Origin of the sequence: Robertmurraya sp., from assembly GCF_036676585.1 — a bacterium.
In the GTDB taxonomy this organism is placed as follows: Bacteria; Bacillota; Bacilli; order Bacillales; family Cytobacillaceae; genus Robertmurraya_A.
Genome location: NZ_JAKFCQ010000058.1, coordinates 14559 through 30684, shown reverse-complemented (window position 1 = coordinate 30684; position 16126 = coordinate 14559). Strand labels below are relative to the sequence as shown.

Sequence of the window (16126 nt, the reverse complement as noted above, 5' to 3'; positions counted from 1 at the left end):
TGCCCACGTGTTACTCACCCGTCCGCCGCTAACCTTTGGGAGCAAGCTCCCAAAGATCCGCTCGACTTGCATGTATTAGGCACGCCGCCAGCGTTCGTCCTGAGCCAGGATCAAACTCTCCAAAAAAGAGTAAGATTAGCTCTTAAAGTTAAAACGTTGGCTAGTGTGTATTTCAACACTAATCATTTTTTTGTTGACGTATGATTTGTTTAGTTTTCAAAGAACAATTTGATTTGTTGGAGCGGGTGATGAGAATCGAACTCACGACATCAGCTTGGAAGGCTGAGGTTTTACCATTAAACTACACCCGCATATTATTATTTTATAAGATGGTCGGGAAGACAGGATTCGAACCTGCGACCCCTTGGTCCCAAACCAAGTGCTCTACCAAGCTGAGCTACTCCCCGTTATTCAAAATGGCGCGCCCGAAAGGAGTCGAACCCATAACCTTCTGATCCGTAGTCAGACGCTCTATCCAATTGAGCTACGGGCGCTCTTTTTAAAGAAGCAACTTTTATATAATATCATAACCACATTTTAATGTCAAACACTTTTTTGTAGTTTTTCTTGGTGCGGCCGAGAGGACTTGAACCTCCACGGGGTTGCCCCCACTAGGCCCTCAACCTAGCGCGTCTGCCATTCCGCCACGACCGCTCATATAAGAGCGATAGTATATATTATATACGATTCCTCCCAGTCAATCAACTGGAAATGAATGGTGCGGGTGAAGGGAGTCGAACCCCCACGCCTTGCGGCGCTAGATCCTAAGTCTAGTGCGTCTGCCAATTCCGCCACACCCGCATAATGATAAGTTGTATTACTCAATAAAAATGGTGAGCCATGAAGGACTCGAACCTTCGACCCTCTGATTAAAAGTCAGATGCTCTACCGACTGAGCTAATGGCTCGTACAAATAAGAAAAAAATTGCCTTAAAATAAAAAAATGGCTGGGCTAGCTGGATTCGAACCAACGCATGACGGAGTCAAAGTCCGTTGCCTTACCGCTTGGCTATAGCCCAACAATATGGCGGTCCCGACCGGGATCGAACCGGCGATCTCCTGCGTGACAGGCAGGCATGTTAACCGCTACACCACGGGACCATTTTTGGTAGTATAATAATTTAGAAGTGACCCCTACGGGATTCGAACCCGTGTTACCGCCGTGAAAGGGCGGTGTCTTAACCGCTTGACCAAGGGGCCATATTTTTTAAAAGATGATGAAAGTTACTGGCGGAGAAGGAGGGATTTGAACCCTCGCGCCGGTTACCCGACCTACACCCTTAGCAGGGGCGCCTCTTCAGCCTCTTGAGTACTTCCCCAAAATGGCTCCACAGGCAGGACTCGAACCTGCGACCGTTCGGTTAACAGCCGAATGCTCTACCAACTGAGCTACTGTGGAATAAGAAAAGTGTTTATGTCGTAATCTCGACTCTTTATATTATATTGAGACAAGCTGTGAAAGTCAAGGGGAATTTTTAATTACTTATTTCCGCTCATGTCAGTCACGGAATAACAATTTAACATCTTTTTCTCCAACTGTCAAACATGAATTTCAATTAACTTTCCCCGGCACTTTCCACAAACATACTTTGATATATTGATCCTTCTTTTTCTCCTATATTGCTGAGCGCATCCAGAGCACTTATATATACGAACAGTCTTTGCTGATTTAACTTCAGGGCGGTTTGGGAGAGTAGAACAAAATCGTGGTGCATTCACTTTTTTAAGAAGGGTTTTAAAGTCATGATCTCTGTGTTGATAACCTTTTCCCTCTAAATGCAAATGATAATGACATAATTCATGCTTAATAATGCCGATTAATTCTTGCTCTCCAAGCTGTTCTAGATAACTTCGATTAATTTCAATATTATGAGACCTTAACATATAACGTCCACCTGTTGTTCGAAGACGGGAATTAAAAAAAGCAGTATGTCGAAATGGCTTGTTAAAGAACTGTAAGGAAATTTCCTCAACTAATTTTTGTAACTCTTTATCCTCCATACACCCACCTCCGTTCCTAACTAAACAAAAATTTCTATGAACATGACAACCCATTATAGCATACATTGAATATACCCCTTGAAATTTGTGCTAGGAGGTATGTCTATGCCTACTTGGTTTCAAAATCAGATGCAGAAAGCATTTTTAGAGAAAAATGCCTATCAAATAAAACTCCTTAACCAATGTTGGTTTTTTTACAGAAAAAAACACCGTTCATCGTAAACGGTGTTTTCTTTTTCTAAGGTTGCAGCATCGTTAAGGCGACTCTGCCTTTTTGTTGGTCGACACTATCCACCCACACGGTTACTACATCTCCAACGGAAACAATATCGAGCGGATGCTTTACAAAGCGATTGCTTAGTTTGGAAATATGAACAAGTCCGTCTTGCTTTACTCCAATATCAACGAACGCTCCGAAGTCCACTACGTTTCGAACGGTTCCTTGAAGCTCCATTCCTGCTTTTAAATCTTCAAGCTTTAATACATCTTTCTTTAATAATGGCGCAGGAAGTTCGTCACGTGGGTCTCTTTCCGGTCTAACTAACGCATCGAGAATATCCTTTAGCGTTAATTCCCCGATCTCAAGCTCTGCCGCAATAGCTTTTATGTCAACAGCTGATAATGTTGTTTTTAGTGCTTCAGAACCTAAGTCTGCTGATATAAAACCTAATTTACTTAGGAGATTTTTAACCGCTTGGTAATTTTCCGGATGGATACCTGTTCGGTCGAGCGGTTCTTTTCCATCGATAACACGTAGAAATCCAATGGCTTGCTCATATGTTTTTGCACCTAACCTCGGAATTTTCTTTAACTGTGTTCGATTGACAAACTTCCCTTCTTCTTCACGTTTCTTAACGATATTGGTTGCTACTGTTTTTGAAAGACCGGCAACATATTGAAGCAATGAAGCAGAAGCTGTATTTACATTCACACCTACTTGGTTAACAGCTGTTTCCACGACAAAAGTTAATGACTCAGATAACCTTTTTTGAGACACGTCATGTTGATACTGACCCACACCAACTGATTTTGGATCAATTTTAACTAATTCTGCTAATGGATCTTGCAAACGTCGGGCAATGGAAACCGCACTTCGCTCCTCAACCTGAAAATCAGGAAATTCTTCTCGAGCTAGATCAGAAGCAGAGTAAACACTAGCACCCGCTTCGTTAACAATCAAATAATATATTTCTCTTTTTTGATCTTTTAGCATATCTACTACAAACTGCTCCGTTTCCCGGGAGGCAGTCCCATTTCCTACTGCTACCATCTCAACTTCATATGTTTCAATGATTTCTTTAAACTTTTTCTCAGCTTCTTGTCTCTTCGATACAGGTGGATGAGGATAGATCACATCTATTCGAAGGACCTTCCCTGTTTCATCCACTACAGCTAACTTACATCCTGTTCGATAAGCTGGGTCCACACCAAGAACTACCTTTCCTTTCAAAGGTGGTTGGAGCAGAAGATTTCTTAAATTCTCAGAGAATATATGGATCGCTCTTTCTTCTGCTTTTTCCGTTAGCTCATTACGAATTTCTCTTTCTATTGAAGGTTGAATTAATCTCTTATAGCCATCTTCAACGGCCTCGACAACCGTCTCAACAACAAAGGAACTAGAATTCTTAATCCATTTTTTCGTTAAATAATCCATGTTACGTTCAACATTCGGCTTAATCGCTACCCGTAAAACATCTTCTTTCTCCCCCCGATTGAGAGCAAGCGTACGATGGGGAACAACTTTGATAATAGGCTCCGAATATTCATAATACATTTCATAAACTTTTTTCTCGTCTTTTTCCATATCCTTAACTGTTGCTTCAACAAATCCAGTTTTAGCTGTCTCACTTCTTATCCATTTTCGTGAATCCGCGTCGTCTGAAACCCATTCAGCGATAATATCCTTCGCCCCGTTTATCACTTCTTCAATAGAGTGAACCTCAAGCTCGTCCGACAAAAATTCACTCGCCTTCTCGTCTATCGAACCATTTACAGGGAAGGTTACTAACCATTCCGCAAAAGGCTCTAATCCTTTTTCCTTCGCTACAGTTGCCTTTGTACGTCTTTTTTGTTTATACGGTCGATACAGATCTTCAACCTCTTGAAGCTTAATGGACTTTTCTATCTGACTTTTTAACTCCACTGTCAGTTTCCCTTGTTCTTCAATAATCCGAATAACCTCTTCTTTTCTTTGCTCGAGGTTTTGTATGTATTGCCAACGTTCCATAATGTCACGAATTTGTACCTCATCCAATGCACCCGTTTGTTCTTTACGGTATCTGGCAATGAACGGTAGAGTGTTACCTTCTTCAAGTAATGAAATAACATTGTTCACTTGTTTGAAATTTAAATTCTGCTCTTTTGCTACCGTTTGTAAGAGTTCCTTACGCTTATCTATTGTTTGATCCAATGTACTTTTCCTCCAACACGAATGTCTTTTTCCTTATTTTATCAAAGATTTCAAGTGCATCAAAATGGTACTCATAAAAAAGAGCTACCCCTTTATGTACAGGTAACCCTAATGTAACGTCCCTATAATAAATGTTGAATCATCCATTTTCGAAGTGAACCTCTCCCTTAGTTGATTCGCAATACATTCATTCGATAGCCCGGAACTTAATAGTGATTTTACTCCGTTTGGCGTGATGCCATCCGAATGTATAAGAAATTTTGAGTTTGCTTGATAAAAGTATCTCTTCGTATTAAATCTTACTGGTTTACCAGATAAATATCCTGAGACCGGTAGTGGGTAGGTTAGTTCACCTTTTTCTGAGTATAAAAAGAAACGGATATTCCCTACACAACTATAGTGAAATTCCTTTGATTGAAAAAAAACCTTCAGTACTGCTACTGCAGCTCCTCTTTTCTGAAAAAGAGCCTGATTGCATTTTTTCATTAACTCTTCAACATCCTCATAATGATATTGTTGGACAACATCAACCACTGCTGAAGATGACTCATTTGCAAGTTTTCCACTGCCCAGACCATCCGCGACGACACAGGTAAAATAATCATCCTGGAGAACGAAGTAATAACTATCTCCGCATTCATACTTACCTTCCTTAGTTGTTTGTTGAACAATCACTTCTATTGGCCTCGTCACGATAAGCACTCCGAGCTGTTATGATCTGAACGTATGGCATCTTGAAGCTTTTTTATCGCTTTTCTCTGCAATCTTGAAACATGCATCTGTGAAATACCTAATTTTTCCCCAGTGTCTTTTTGACTGAGATTGTCCAAATACGTATATTGGATAATCTCCCTTTCTCTGTCTGTTAGAACATGTAGAACCTTGTCTAGTACGAGCTTTTGGTTCACTTTTTCATAACCCTCATCAATGTTCCCTACCACGTCCAATAACGTGACAGTCCCTCCATCAGAATCAGCCTCAATGGAATGATCAACAGACAACGCCTGATAACTTCTTCCCATCTCCATCGCTTCTAGTACATCCTCTTCGGTTTCTTGCAAGGCTTCAGCAATTTCCCATACTTTTGGAGAACGCTGGAGAGTAGTTGTTAATTCCTCAACAGTTGCTTTGATTCTTGGTCCTAGTTCTTTTATTCTTCTGGGAACATGAATACTCCAGGTTTTATCTCTTAAAAACCGCTTGATTTCTCCAACAATTGTAGGTACAGCAAAAGCTTCAAAGCTTCTTCCAAAATCCTCATCGTACCTTCGAATAGCACCTAAAAGACCAATATTCCCCACTTGGACAATGTCCTCATGATAGGATTTTCCTTTTGAATACTTTCGGGCAATCGTTTCAACTAAGCTTTTATAATGTAGAACCAACTGGTTTTGAGCTTCATCATCCTGGTTTTGCTGATAAGCTTTTATATATCGATGAATTTCTTCTTTTGATAGCGAATTAGGTTGAGATTTGTTCTGCATTCCTCTCCACCTGCTCCCCTTCTAGGTATTTGGTCATAAAAACCGTCACACCTTCATTCTGATGAATAACAACTTCATCCATCAGTGTCTCTATCAAGTAAAGCCCTAGGCCTCCTTCACGCATAAACTCAACTGGTTCATTCCCACGATAAGGACCTACCTTTTCTCGAGCCGATTGAAAATCGAAACTCTTACCGCTATCAGCCACGATGACTTCCAGTCTATCACCATATGACGCAAAACCTACTGCAACCGCTCCAAGCTTCCCTGTTTTATAGGCATGCTGAACAGCATTTGTTATCGCTTCACTTGTAGCAATCTTCAAATCTTCAATTTCATCAAACGAAAAACCCATCCGACTTGCAATTGCAGATAATGTTAACCGAATCACACCTACGTATTCCGGCTTAGCAGGAATTTTCATTTCAATGTAGTCACAAACTTCCGTCATTTTGGTTCACCCTCAATCTGGCTAATATTCATAATATCAGCTAGCCCGGTGATCTCAAAAAGTCTCTTTAACCGATCAGAAAGTCCAACTAACTGAAATTCCCCATTACTTGAGCGCACATTTTTAAACGTCCCAACAAACACACCTAAGCCTGTGCTATCCATATATTCTACTCCAGAAAGATTAATAATCATGTTCACTCCGTTTCTCTCGGACAGAGGAAACAGTGTTTCTCTTAGCTTCGGTGCTGTATAAACATCAATTTCACCTGTTACATCAACAGCAACACGACCATCACTTTCCGTGATATCTAACTTTATGTTCATATTATCCACCTCTTTACAAGTCAATTGCTCTTATTCGATACCCTGAAAAATTAGTACTTAAACATTTCTTTTCAAGATTATTAAAGTAAAATCATCACGCAATTGAAAGTGTTGGAGCTTCTCTAGCTCTTTATATATGTTGGTTACAATCTCCTGTGAAGGCAAATGGATATATTTTTTTATATAAGAGATTAATGTTTCTTTTTCTATAAATCCTTCTTCTGAGCGACATTCTGTAACACCATCTGACATCAAGATAATCATGTCCCCAACATGTATTTCTTGCTCAAACTGCTTATATTTCGTCCGTTTCTCTACTCCTAATAGCAAACCCTTTGCCTCAATTTCAGTAAATTCTCCCAATTGCGCACGGTAAAGAAATCCCGGCTCATGACCAGCAGAAGAATAGGCAAACGTATGTTTTACAGGATGATACACCCCATAGAACATGGTAATAAACATACTACGATCCACATTTTGTTCAACGACCCGATTAAGATTTTCTAACACCTTACTCGGTTCTTGTTGATTATCCGGTTGGCTATCCATCGCATATTTGATCATGGACATACACAAGGCTGCTGGGATTCCTTTCCCAATCACATCTGCAATAGCTATACTTATATTATTCATTTCATCTTGAACAAAATGATAATAATCTCCATTCATATGCTTTGCGGGAACACTAATAGCACCTATATCAAGCCAAGGAACAGAAGGGACATTGGTTCCTAATAATGTTTGTTGTACATTAGCAGCAATCTCCATTTCCGTTCTTAGTTCCTGCTGCTTATGGCGCAAACTTTGATGCTCTCTATAAGCAAGACCGTACCCTAACATGACTTCTAGTAACATATCAAAGGAAAGCGATACTTCTTCTGGTAGTTCCGGATACATTTCATTCATAAGAGTTTTATGTAAACTGATGATTTCCTCAGGAGAGATTCGATGCTCGATCGACTTTCTACTGAACTTTTGGCCCTGATAGAGCACTTGTTCAGAAGGGTCGTTTATGTACTTTTCAAGTATGTGCCGATATTTTGCCTCCATCAATTCTCGGAAATCCATAAAAATGCTCCCCCTAACGAACCCACTTAGTTGCCGTTATCTCTGTTCCATTACCCGGGCTTGAGTTAATCCCAAACTCATCCATCAAGCGTTTAACCCCTGGCAATCCAGCTCCTAAACCACCTGAGGTAGAATATCCATCCTCCATTACTTGCCTTATATCCTTTATACCAGGTCCATTGTCAATCGCTACTACCTTCAATCCCGCTTTACCGCTCTCATATAGTTTTTCAATGCAGATTTGGCCCTGACCAGCGTATAAATAAATATTTCTCGCTAATTCACTAATAGCAGTTGTGATTCTGGCCTGATCTACAGTTCCAAATCCAAGCTCTTTTGCCACATTTCGGCCTAGCTGCCTAGCTGCAACGATGTCCCATTCATTAATGATTTTTACGCAGGATTGGATTCCCATTCGGTTATTCCCCCAATTCCTGATGTAATTTCTCCAAACCTTTTTCTAGATCCAAAGCCGTTAGGACGTCATCTAAACCAATTCCTAACTCTATAAGAGTAATCGCCACCGCTGGCTGAATACCTGTAATGACAACTTTAGCACCCATAAGTTTAGACATGTTAATTACATCACCAAGCACCTTTGCGATGAATGAATCAATAAAATCAATGGAAGTTATATCAATTACAACACCATTAGCGCTTGTTTCGTGTATTTTATGTAGCAAATCTTCCTGAAATTGAAGGGCCGTTTGATCGTCCAATTCCCATTGAATCGATACTAGTAAACAATTGTATAATTTTAGAATTGGTATCCTCAATTTTCTCCCCCCGTGCTGATAATCTTCTTGTTCATTATTTCAAGGGCTGACTCAATTCCCTTTTTTAGTGTATTTTTTGTTGTAATTTGATTTAAATTAATCCCAAGATTGACGATGGTCTGTGCTATTTCCGGACGAATCCCTACTAGCATACATTTAGCCCCAACTAGCCTAACTGCATCGGCAGCTTGAATGATATGATGAGCGACCATTGTATCAACAACTGGTACACCAGTAATATCTATAAGAACAACTTCTGAGCGATTTCTTACCACACCATTTAACAGGCTTTCCATGATCTGTTTTGCCCTCTCCGTGTCTATTGTCCCAACAAGAGGCATGACTGAAATGCCATCAAACACGGGAATTAATGGAGCGGACAATTCTTGAAGAGCGATTTTTTGGAGTGAGACCGTTCGCTCCCAAGTTGAAGAATATACATTAACAATTTCATTTGTCATCGGACTTATCCAGTTATCAAAGTCATAAATGATTTCCATTCGGTTCTCTTCATTTACATTGCCTGAAGCGTTCATTCCTTCAAAAGCAATCCTTGCAAAGTCTCGTAATCCGTCCGTAACAAAACTTAAAGGCCACGCAAGCCTAACTACTTTTTCAGCAAACTCTACAAGCTTTTCACTATATTTTTCATCAGAATCTTGTAGATTAGAAACAATTAGATCAATGAACTCTCGGCTTGTCCCTACGAATACTTGGTCAGAAACTACCTTTAGGACCCGTTCATCTGATTTTTCTTTCATGCTCTCGATCCACTTTGTTAGTATCTCTTCCCGATTCGTTTGAATATACTGTTCAATAGCTTTGTTCATTATATCCTCCCAATTTTAACATGATAAGTTACTTCTTAACGGATTGTCTTTAAACTGTAACGTAAGCTTAAAACCCAAATTCTGAACCTATCAATAATGATATCAATTTTATGCGAAAGCTTAAACTAAATATGACAATATTGCGACTTTGTTACATACCCTTTTTTTCGAGCATCTAAACACAAAAGCGGTTAGCCCGTTTAGCAACGTATAAACTGGAATCAAAAAAAGGATAGCACTATGGCCATCCCCCTTTTGCACACAATGATTTCTTTTTCATACAATAAAAAAACGCCCTTAGTAGAGCGTATTTTTAGAATTCAATTAGACCTAGGCTAATTTGTAAAGCTTCGTCCACTTTCTCCATCATTTCGTCATCGAGATGAGTGATCTTATCGGTCAGACGTTGTTTATCAATTGTACGAATTTGTTCCAACAGGATAACTGAATCTCGTTCGAAACCATAGCGTTTCGCATCAATTTCAACGTGAGTAGGCAGTTTCGCTTTCTGAATTTGAGCTGTAATGGCTGCAATAATCACTGTGGGACTGAACCGATTCCCGATATCGTTTTGGATCACAAGAACTGGACGAACGCCACCTTGCTCGGAACCAACAACTGGGGATAGGTCTGCAAAATAAACGTCACCACGTTTGACAATCAAAGGATTATCCCCCACTTACTAGACGTTCAACTGTGTGTTCTGCCTCATACTCTGCTTGAAACGCTTCTGAAGCAATTGTTAAGTTGATCTTCGCCATCTCCATGTAGCCTCTTCGCATGGATTCACGAATTTGTCTCTTTTTCCGCTCACGCAAGTACATTTTAGTAGCTTGATAAATGAATTCGCTTCTGTTCACATTCTCCTGTTTCACAAAACCGTCCAATTCGGTTAAAAGATGTTGCGGTAATTTCACCATAATTTCTGTTGTTGCGCTGGACTCAGACACAAACATACACCTCCACCATCACTACACACCATTTTATCTCTACCATATTTTATAATAACACCAATCCACAACAATGCAAAGGGGAATAAGTCATACTTCAGTATTATCCACCAAAAAATTACCCTTTTATTCATGAAGTCTCCAAAGATTCATAAATATGGTGCTTTTTCTATAAATCCTTATTCTAAAAGGGTTTCAACTATACATAAGATTGTAAAATATCGTTTCTTTGCTCAATCATTTTTCCATATTTTTTATAAATCCTAGGCACACGACTTGAAATAATACAAGGAACTTCATAATTGATTGTTTCTAGTTTGGTTGCAATTTCATTCATTGAAATGTCATCCGCTTCTTGTTCTCCAATAAGTGTAACAAGTGTTCCAACGGGAAGTTCTTTAGGTAATCTAACCATGCATTGATCCATGCAAATCCGACCAACAATCGGTACTCTATCTCCTTCAATTAGTACCTCTTGACCGTGCAGCTTTCGAATCCAACCATCCGCATAACCAATCGGCAACGTGCCTATCCACTCAGGCTCCTCAGCCGTATACGTGGCACCATAGCTAACCGATTCCCCTTTTTCTAACTTTTTTACATGAATAAGCCTTGTGTGAAGAGAAAATGCTTGTTGTAACGGAAACGGTAATACTGCCTCCATTTCTAATGATGGGGTGAGCCCATACATCCCAATGCCAAACCGAATAGCATTAAATGTCGCTTCACCAAATCGAAAGGATGCTGCACTGTTGCTCGCATGGATAATGTCCGGTTTAACGCTTAAATAGGATAAAAGCTCGTGAAAACGTGAGAGTTGCTTTCGGAAATAGCCCTCTTCTAGCTCATCCGCTGTAGCAAAGTGAGTATAGATTCCCTCAAAAAGAAAACATCCACTTGATTCTAGCAGCTCCTCAATGGATGTTAATTCTTCCCTTGAACGGACACCAATTCTTCCCATACCTGTATCAAGTTTTATATGAATAGATAATTTTTCTCCCTCACCTAACATTCCCTTTGCTTGCTGTAACCATTCATATCGAAATACAGTTAATGTAATATTATTTTTAACAGCAACTGGTGTATCCTCTGGACGACTAGCTCCTAATACAAGGATTGGAGCTGTTATTCCTTTTTTCCTTAGAGCAATTGCCTCATCTAAAAAGGCAACTGCCAAATAGGTGGCCCCTGCTTCTAAAGCAGCCCTAGCTACTTGTATATCACCATGACCGTATGCATTGGCTTTAACAACCGCGATCATTTGTACGTGATTTGGCAAATGTTTTTTCAACTGCGTAACATTATACATGATTTTATCTAAATTAATTTCAGCCCATGTATCTCGATAAAACAAAGTCATTTCTACACTTCCTTCTACTTCCGGTCTTACATATACATACGATTATCGAATCCTTAACGTGTATTGTCAACTTTCTTATCCGTACAAAAAGAACAGGCTTCACAAAGGGAAGCCTGTTGATTGATTATTTACTTACATCCGCTTGTACTTCAACCGATCTAGCTAACATAGCCATTTCTTCTTCGGATAAGTCATTAGAGGCAAGCATGTAATCTACACCTTGATACGTCCATGAAATCGTATTTCCTGACAAGGCGCCAATCGTGAAACCAAGGTCAATCGGTTCCCCAGATACGGTCGTTGATGCAACCGATGCTTCAGCGACAATTGCTTTTTCCTGTACAAGCGTAAAGCTCTTTTCACCATCGTAAGTTAGAATCACACGTTTTCCATTCTCTGTTTTCACTTCTTTTTCTTCAATTAAGTCCACACCAGCAATCTCTTCAGATGGGTACATAACCGTGAACTCTTCATCTTTAACATTTGACATAACAGGAACTTCTAGCTGGGCACCTGTCATATTTTTTGCCATATCAAAATCCTTCGCATCAAAGCTTGCATCAAATTTTACATTTGTAAATTCGACGGTTACTAATGCCTTTCGGTCAGGATCCATTACTTTTACGCTTACAGGTGTTAAATCCTTTTTAAAAGTGATTTCTTGGTAAGGCAGCATCTTGTTGTTTTGATATCTAGTCTTTGTTTCAAATACATAATGCTCCTTGGTCGAACTAAATTTCGCTTCCTTATCAGCAATAATGTCTTCAATGAGTGATTCATACAAATACGCCTGGCTACTATTTTCCGGCCAATCGCTTTGGAAGCGGAAGCTCTTGTTAAGTGCTGGTGTTAACACAAACACACCGTCGTCATTACGTAAAATCATTTGACTTTGGTCTTTTTGAGCATTCTTTAAATTTACTCGATAGTAAGTAGGAGCTTTGTGCCAAATTTGCACATCATACGTTTGAGGCTCAGTTCCCATTTGCAAAGTCATTGTGGCATCCGCCTTATAACCTTTCAAACTTTCAACCTTTCCGCTTAAATCCTTCACCACATCCTCTTGTGATTTAGATCCACAGGCGGCTAACATAAGTACTGCCATTAGCCCGGCGAATAGCAATAATAATTTCTTCCTCATTCCTTCAACCCCTTTAGTTTCATTTCTTCGTAGTAAGAAGGGTGAGGGAAGGATATGAACTCTTACGGTTGTTTAGTAACCGTTAAAGAAACTCGCCGCCATCCCTCGCTCTTCTGTTGCACTATGAATATATGAGACAACCTTGGGGAATATGTCCAACGATTGGAACAAGCTATTTATTTTTTTCAATGACCACCTGCGCAACCGCATACTCTTTACTATGTGAAATGGAGAGATATACACCCTCACTAAAGGGTTTTATAATCATTGGCTGCCCTTTTTCATCCGACTGAATTTCTATATCTAAAAATGATAACGATTCACCAATACCCGTTCCAACTGCCTTAGAAAAGGCCTCCTTTGCAGCAAATCGCCCGGCTAAGTATTCCGTTTTCCTTTTGCCGTTATATGTATGATATTTATCTTTTTCTTTATGTGTTAAAATTCGATCGACAAACCTACTTTGTCTTTTACTTAGCTCCTCAATTCGAGAAAGCTCGACGATATCAATACCTATTCCCGAGATCAAACGTAGCAACTCCTTCTAAAAATTTATTACGATGCATATTGTGTACAAACTGTAGTGTAATCACGTGTATTATCGATACGAAACAGTTATGATAGTAAAAATGAATACATTGGAGGGTTCTTATGTTTATCCGAACGGAGAGCTTCAAAGATTTTACCCGTTATTACCCCATTATAACCGGTATTGTCTTTATTCATATTGTTTTGTATCTGCTTATGGTTCTCCCCTTCTTTCCAGGTGGTCTGATTTTTGAAAGGTTAGCTGGTGTGAATCTTTATATTATGGAAGGTGAACTTTGGAGGTTAGTGACTCCTATGTTCCTTCATAGCGGGTTTCCACATCTTCTATTTAATAGCTTTTCCCTTGTGTTGTTTGGTCCGGGTCTAGAGCATATCCTCGGAAGAAAAAGCTTTATCACCCTTTATTTATCAACAGGAATTCTTGCAAACATAGCTACCTTATTTTTAAAACCATTAACTTACACACATGTCGGGTCAAGCGGAGCTATTTTTGGATTGTTTGGGATTTATTTAGCCATGATCTTCTTTCGGAAGGAAATGCTTTCTCGTGAAAACACACAGGTAGTGTTATCTATTGTCGTAATAGGTGTGATCATGACATTCGTTAACGCAAACGTAAATGTGACGGCTCATATTTTCGGTCTTCTTGCAGGACTTATTCTTGGCTCCTTTGCCATTGATCGCGGAAGAGAGCTTACCTCCTCTTTTCAGAGAATCACCAAAAGAACACTCACTTCCTCAGGTGGTCCCAAAAAATGGAGCCCCACGTCGATTATGCTTGCCTTGCTCATTTTCTTAGCATTAATTGGATTACTAAGCAGATAAAAAGCGCCTCAAAAAGGCGCTTTTTGGCTATGAGAATACCAGTGATAAATCTCCCTGGCGTCCTGCTTTTCAATATCAACAATCGTCCCACCGATTGCTCCCATCCCCGATTTAATGAGGCTTGTCATAGATGCTAGATTCTTTCTTCTTTGAAAAATACTTTCTTTGTAGTCCAGTGATTGAACATTATGCTTTTTCATAAATAGCGTATGCTTAATAAGCCCTCGATATTGAATATTTAGCTGCTGACCCTCAATACTCCATCCCGCATCTTTGTATATTAAATACGACCAAGCACTAGAGAACACAAAAAGTATAATGGACAGTAAGCCCCATAGTTTAAAAATGGTAATTGCAGCTATCACCAATGGAACAACCATCAATGATCCACGGAGCAAATACCTTGGAAGAGATCGTTTCGGTGGCTTATTAAATTCCTGCGTAGTAGCTGAAATTGGAAGATGCTCCTGAAGGATTTGTGCAACCTGCCCTTTTTTCACAGCTGGTAATAATAGCACCTTCGCCCCCTCTGTATTTCTTACAGAACCACCTGCACTGATCATATAAACCGAACATAATCCAAAGGGCTGTCTTAAAATATTTTCTGTAATACGGACTGCTTGAATTCGATTCAACGGAATGGTGATTTGTCTCTTTTCTAACAAGCCCCTTGATATAATGATCTCTCTTTCTGTTTTCTTAACCGTAAATCGAGCGAATTTCACCATGGTTCCAATTAATGCTACCACCCAAGCGAGTAAGAACCCTAGAAAGACGAGAACAGCAACGACGACGATACCATTTGATATCATCCTCTCTACTTCACGATAGGCACTTTCATAAGGGATCAAATCATCTAATTGAGACAAAAATGCCACCATGGCCGAAAGTACCACCCCCACCCCACCAGAGGTAGTAGCTAACAAAAGAAGTTCTTTTGAGGTAATTTTATAAATAACGTTTTCTTCCATACGTTCTGCTATGTTGTCAACTTCCGTATCCAAAGACTCTTCAACAAGCTTACCCTTCGCTTGAGCAATAATTTCTTGAATCCGATTCGCTTCTTCCTTTGTTATGGCGGTTAAAACCGCCTCCGCATCTGCTGCACCACTGGATCCAGCTGTTTCCACCTTCACCTTTACAAGACCAAACGGCCGGTGAAGGATTCCTTCAGAGAAATCAAGGCTTTGAATACGATCAAATGGAATATACCTCTTCTTCCTTACAAGCGGGCCATACTCCATGCGAAGCTCCCCCTCTTCCAATCGATAGGAAAAGCGAAGCCAATTTAATACTCCAATTCCGAGTACCACAATGACTATGGAAATAGACCCCATAAAAAACCAAAGATCGCCTTCTGATGCTTTTGTTCCAAATACAAAAAAGGCAATAAACGGTACGATAAGCTCTTTAAGCTGTTTGAAAAAATTCGTGACTGCTGCTATTGGATGAAGTCGCTTCGAATTAGACATCTTCATCCGCCACCCTTGCTAATCTTGAAATAAATTGACGCAGCTCCTCTGCCTCCTCCACCGGAAGAGCAGGGATTTCGTGTACGGTTGCCGCTGTAGATACATCAACAGTAGCAAGTCCGTATTTTTTTAAAAGAGGTCCTTGTCTCGTATCCACATGTTGTACCCTTATCATCGGAACAAGCGTTCTCTTTACAACAAACACACCTTGTTGGAGCTCGATTTCCTGCTCTCTTACCTCATAGCGCCACCTCTTCCAACGTAATAAAGGAAATAGGTACACATATAAATAAACATGCAGAATGATTACTGCAACTGCAGCTATTACAACCCAAATGGGCCATGAAAATACATTTGACAGCCAAATCACTCCCCCTGCCAGAATCACAATAATGACAGAAGTAATGGCTCCTGTTATGCGCCACACTGAAAGGGCCTTGTCTGAAATTCGTTTCTGTGGTTCGTTCATATTTGCAAGTTCCC

19 protein-coding genes, 11 tRNA genes and 1 rRNA gene are annotated in these 16126 nt (G+C 39.9%); 2 read left to right on the top strand and 29 right to left on the bottom strand.

What is annotated here, in order from left to right; translation table 11 throughout:
* The 13 genes from ACGLXV_RS07955 to ACGLXV_RS07895 form a co-directional block, all read right to left on the bottom strand.
* Positions 1–126, bottom strand: a 16S ribosomal RNA gene (locus ACGLXV_RS07955); the annotation flags it as partial.
* 111 nt (positions 127–237) lie between these two features.
* A tRNA-Gly gene (locus tag ACGLXV_RS07950) sits at positions 238–311 on the bottom strand.
* 19 nt (positions 312–330) lie between these two features.
* A tRNA-Pro gene (locus ACGLXV_RS07945) sits at positions 331–407 on the bottom strand.
* Positions 408–417: 10 nt separating this feature from the next.
* A tRNA-Arg gene (locus tag ACGLXV_RS07940) sits at positions 418–494 on the bottom strand.
* Positions 495–568: 74 nt separating this feature from the next.
* Positions 569–654, bottom strand: a tRNA-Leu gene (locus ACGLXV_RS07935).
* Between the two features lie 62 nt (positions 655–716).
* Positions 717–801, bottom strand: a tRNA-Leu gene (locus tag ACGLXV_RS07930).
* 30 nt (positions 802–831) lie between these two features.
* Positions 832–907: transfer RNA gene (locus ACGLXV_RS07925), tRNA-Lys, on the bottom strand.
* A 37-nt stretch (positions 908–944) separates the two neighbouring features.
* Positions 945–1019, bottom strand: a tRNA-Gln gene (locus ACGLXV_RS07920).
* A gap of 6 nt (positions 1020–1025) precedes the next feature.
* Positions 1026–1101 (bottom strand) — tRNA-Asp (locus ACGLXV_RS07915).
* A gap of 27 nt (positions 1102–1128) precedes the next feature.
* Positions 1129–1200: transfer RNA gene (locus ACGLXV_RS07910), tRNA-Glu, on the bottom strand.
* Between the two features lie 28 nt (positions 1201–1228).
* Positions 1229–1319, bottom strand: a tRNA-Ser gene (locus ACGLXV_RS07905).
* A gap of 4 nt (positions 1320–1323) precedes the next feature.
* Positions 1324–1399, bottom strand: a tRNA-Asn gene (locus ACGLXV_RS07900).
* 140 nt (positions 1400–1539) lie between these two features.
* Positions 1540–2001 (bottom strand): SprT family protein, encoded by a 462-nt coding sequence (locus ACGLXV_RS07895; RefSeq protein ID WP_119706372.1) that lies wholly within the window; start codon positions 1999–2001, stop codon positions 1540–1542.
* Positions 2002–2106: 105 nt separating this feature from the next.
* Here ACGLXV_RS07895 and cmpA point away from each other — a divergent pair, with 105 nt between their 5' ends.
* Positions 2107–2223, top strand: coding sequence for a cortex morphogenetic protein CmpA (gene cmpA, locus ACGLXV_RS07890; protein WP_119706371.1), 117 nt, complete (start codon positions 2107–2109; stop codon positions 2221–2223).
* Positions 2224–2239: 16 nt separating this feature from the next.
* On the opposite strand, the gene ACGLXV_RS07885 is transcribed toward cmpA, so the two are convergent.
* The 14 genes from ACGLXV_RS07885 to acpS all read right to left on the bottom strand — a co-directional run bounded on the left by ACGLXV_RS07885 (position 2240) and on the right by acpS (position 13326).
* Positions 2240–4411, bottom strand: a complete 2172-nt coding sequence (locus tag ACGLXV_RS07885; RefSeq protein WP_391558199.1) for a Tex family protein — start codon at positions 4409–4411, stop codon at positions 2240–2242.
* A 108-nt stretch (positions 4412–4519) separates the two neighbouring features.
* Positions 4520–5104, bottom strand: a complete 585-nt coding sequence (locus tag ACGLXV_RS07880) for a PP2C family serine/threonine-protein phosphatase (protein ID WP_391558198.1) — start codon at positions 5102–5104, stop codon at positions 4520–4522.
* Positions 5101–5895 (bottom strand): RNA polymerase sigma factor SigB, encoded by a 795-nt coding sequence (gene sigB / locus ACGLXV_RS07875; RefSeq protein ID WP_391558197.1) that lies wholly within the window; start codon positions 5893–5895, stop codon positions 5101–5103. The genes ACGLXV_RS07880 and sigB overlap by 4 nt, the downstream gene beginning before the upstream one ends.
* The gene (gene rsbW, locus ACGLXV_RS07870; protein ID WP_391558196.1) at positions 5873–6346 is read right to left on the bottom strand and encodes an anti-sigma B factor RsbW; all 474 of its coding nucleotides are present in this window, start codon (positions 6344–6346) and stop codon (positions 5873–5875) included. Before rsbW ends, sigB begins: the two co-directional genes overlap by 23 nt.
* Positions 6343–6672 carry an anti-sigma factor antagonist gene (locus ACGLXV_RS07865; protein ID WP_391558195.1) on the bottom strand — a complete coding sequence of 110 codons (330 nt, stop codon included), beginning with the start codon at positions 6670–6672 and terminating at the stop codon, positions 6343–6345. Before ACGLXV_RS07865 ends, rsbW begins: the two co-directional genes overlap by 4 nt.
* 57 nt (positions 6673–6729) lie before the next feature.
* Positions 6730–7740 carry a PP2C family protein-serine/threonine phosphatase gene (locus ACGLXV_RS07860; RefSeq protein ID WP_391558194.1) on the bottom strand — a complete coding sequence of 337 codons (1011 nt, stop codon included), beginning with the start codon at positions 7738–7740 and terminating at the stop codon, positions 6730–6732.
* A gap of 13 nt (positions 7741–7753) precedes the next feature.
* Complete coding sequence (locus ACGLXV_RS07855; RefSeq protein WP_119706364.1) at positions 7754–8155, bottom strand: anti-sigma regulatory factor; 402 nt, start codon at positions 8153–8155, stop codon at positions 7754–7756.
* A 4-nt stretch (positions 8156–8159) separates the two neighbouring features.
* Complete coding sequence (locus ACGLXV_RS07850; RefSeq protein ID WP_119706363.1) at positions 8160–8516, bottom strand: STAS domain-containing protein; 357 nt, start codon at positions 8514–8516, stop codon at positions 8160–8162.
* A complete protein-coding gene (locus ACGLXV_RS07845) occupies positions 8513–9346 on the bottom strand; it encodes an RsbT co-antagonist protein RsbRA (RefSeq protein ID WP_391558193.1) in 834 nt (277 codons plus the stop codon). Before ACGLXV_RS07845 ends, ACGLXV_RS07850 begins: the two co-directional genes overlap by 4 nt.
* A gap of 313 nt (positions 9347–9659) precedes the next feature.
* A complete protein-coding gene (gene ndoA / locus ACGLXV_RS07840; RefSeq protein WP_019156408.1) occupies positions 9660–10010 on the bottom strand; it encodes a type II toxin-antitoxin system endoribonuclease NdoA in 351 nt (116 codons plus the stop codon).
* A gap of 4 nt (positions 10011–10014) precedes the next feature.
* Positions 10015–10296, bottom strand: a complete 282-nt coding sequence (locus tag ACGLXV_RS07835) for a CopG family ribbon-helix-helix protein (RefSeq protein WP_066060032.1) — start codon at positions 10294–10296, stop codon at positions 10015–10017.
* A gap of 199 nt (positions 10297–10495) precedes the next feature.
* Positions 10496–11656, bottom strand: coding sequence for an alanine racemase (gene alr, locus ACGLXV_RS07830; RefSeq protein WP_391558192.1), 1161 nt, complete (start codon positions 11654–11656; stop codon positions 10496–10498).
* A gap of 124 nt (positions 11657–11780) precedes the next feature.
* Entirely contained in the window at positions 11781–12797 is a 1017-nt protein-coding gene (locus tag ACGLXV_RS07825) for a LolA family protein (protein WP_119706360.1), read from the bottom strand.
* 172 nt (positions 12798–12969) lie between these two features.
* Positions 12970–13326 carry a holo-ACP synthase gene (acpS, locus tag ACGLXV_RS07820; RefSeq protein ID WP_119706359.1) on the bottom strand — a complete coding sequence of 119 codons (357 nt, stop codon included), beginning with the start codon at positions 13324–13326 and terminating at the stop codon, positions 12970–12972.
* 122 nt (positions 13327–13448) lie between these two features.
* Between acpS and ACGLXV_RS07815 the strand changes: the two genes are divergently transcribed.
* Positions 13449–14171, top strand: coding sequence for a rhomboid family intramembrane serine protease (locus tag ACGLXV_RS07815; RefSeq protein ID WP_391558191.1), 723 nt, complete (start codon positions 13449–13451; stop codon positions 14169–14171).
* Between the two features lie 8 nt (positions 14172–14179).
* Here the strand turns inward: ACGLXV_RS07815 and ACGLXV_RS07810 are convergent, their stop codons facing one another.
* Together ACGLXV_RS07810 and ACGLXV_RS07805 are read right to left on the bottom strand one after the other, a co-directional pair.
* Positions 14180–15643 carry a PH domain-containing protein gene (locus ACGLXV_RS07810; protein ID WP_391558190.1) on the bottom strand — a complete coding sequence of 488 codons (1464 nt, stop codon included), beginning with the start codon at positions 15641–15643 and terminating at the stop codon, positions 14180–14182.
* Entirely contained in the window at positions 15636–16112 is a 477-nt protein-coding gene (locus ACGLXV_RS07805; RefSeq protein WP_391558189.1) for a PH domain-containing protein, read from the bottom strand. The genes ACGLXV_RS07810 and ACGLXV_RS07805 overlap by 8 nt, the downstream gene beginning before the upstream one ends.
* Between the last annotated feature and the right edge of the window lie 14 nt (positions 16113–16126).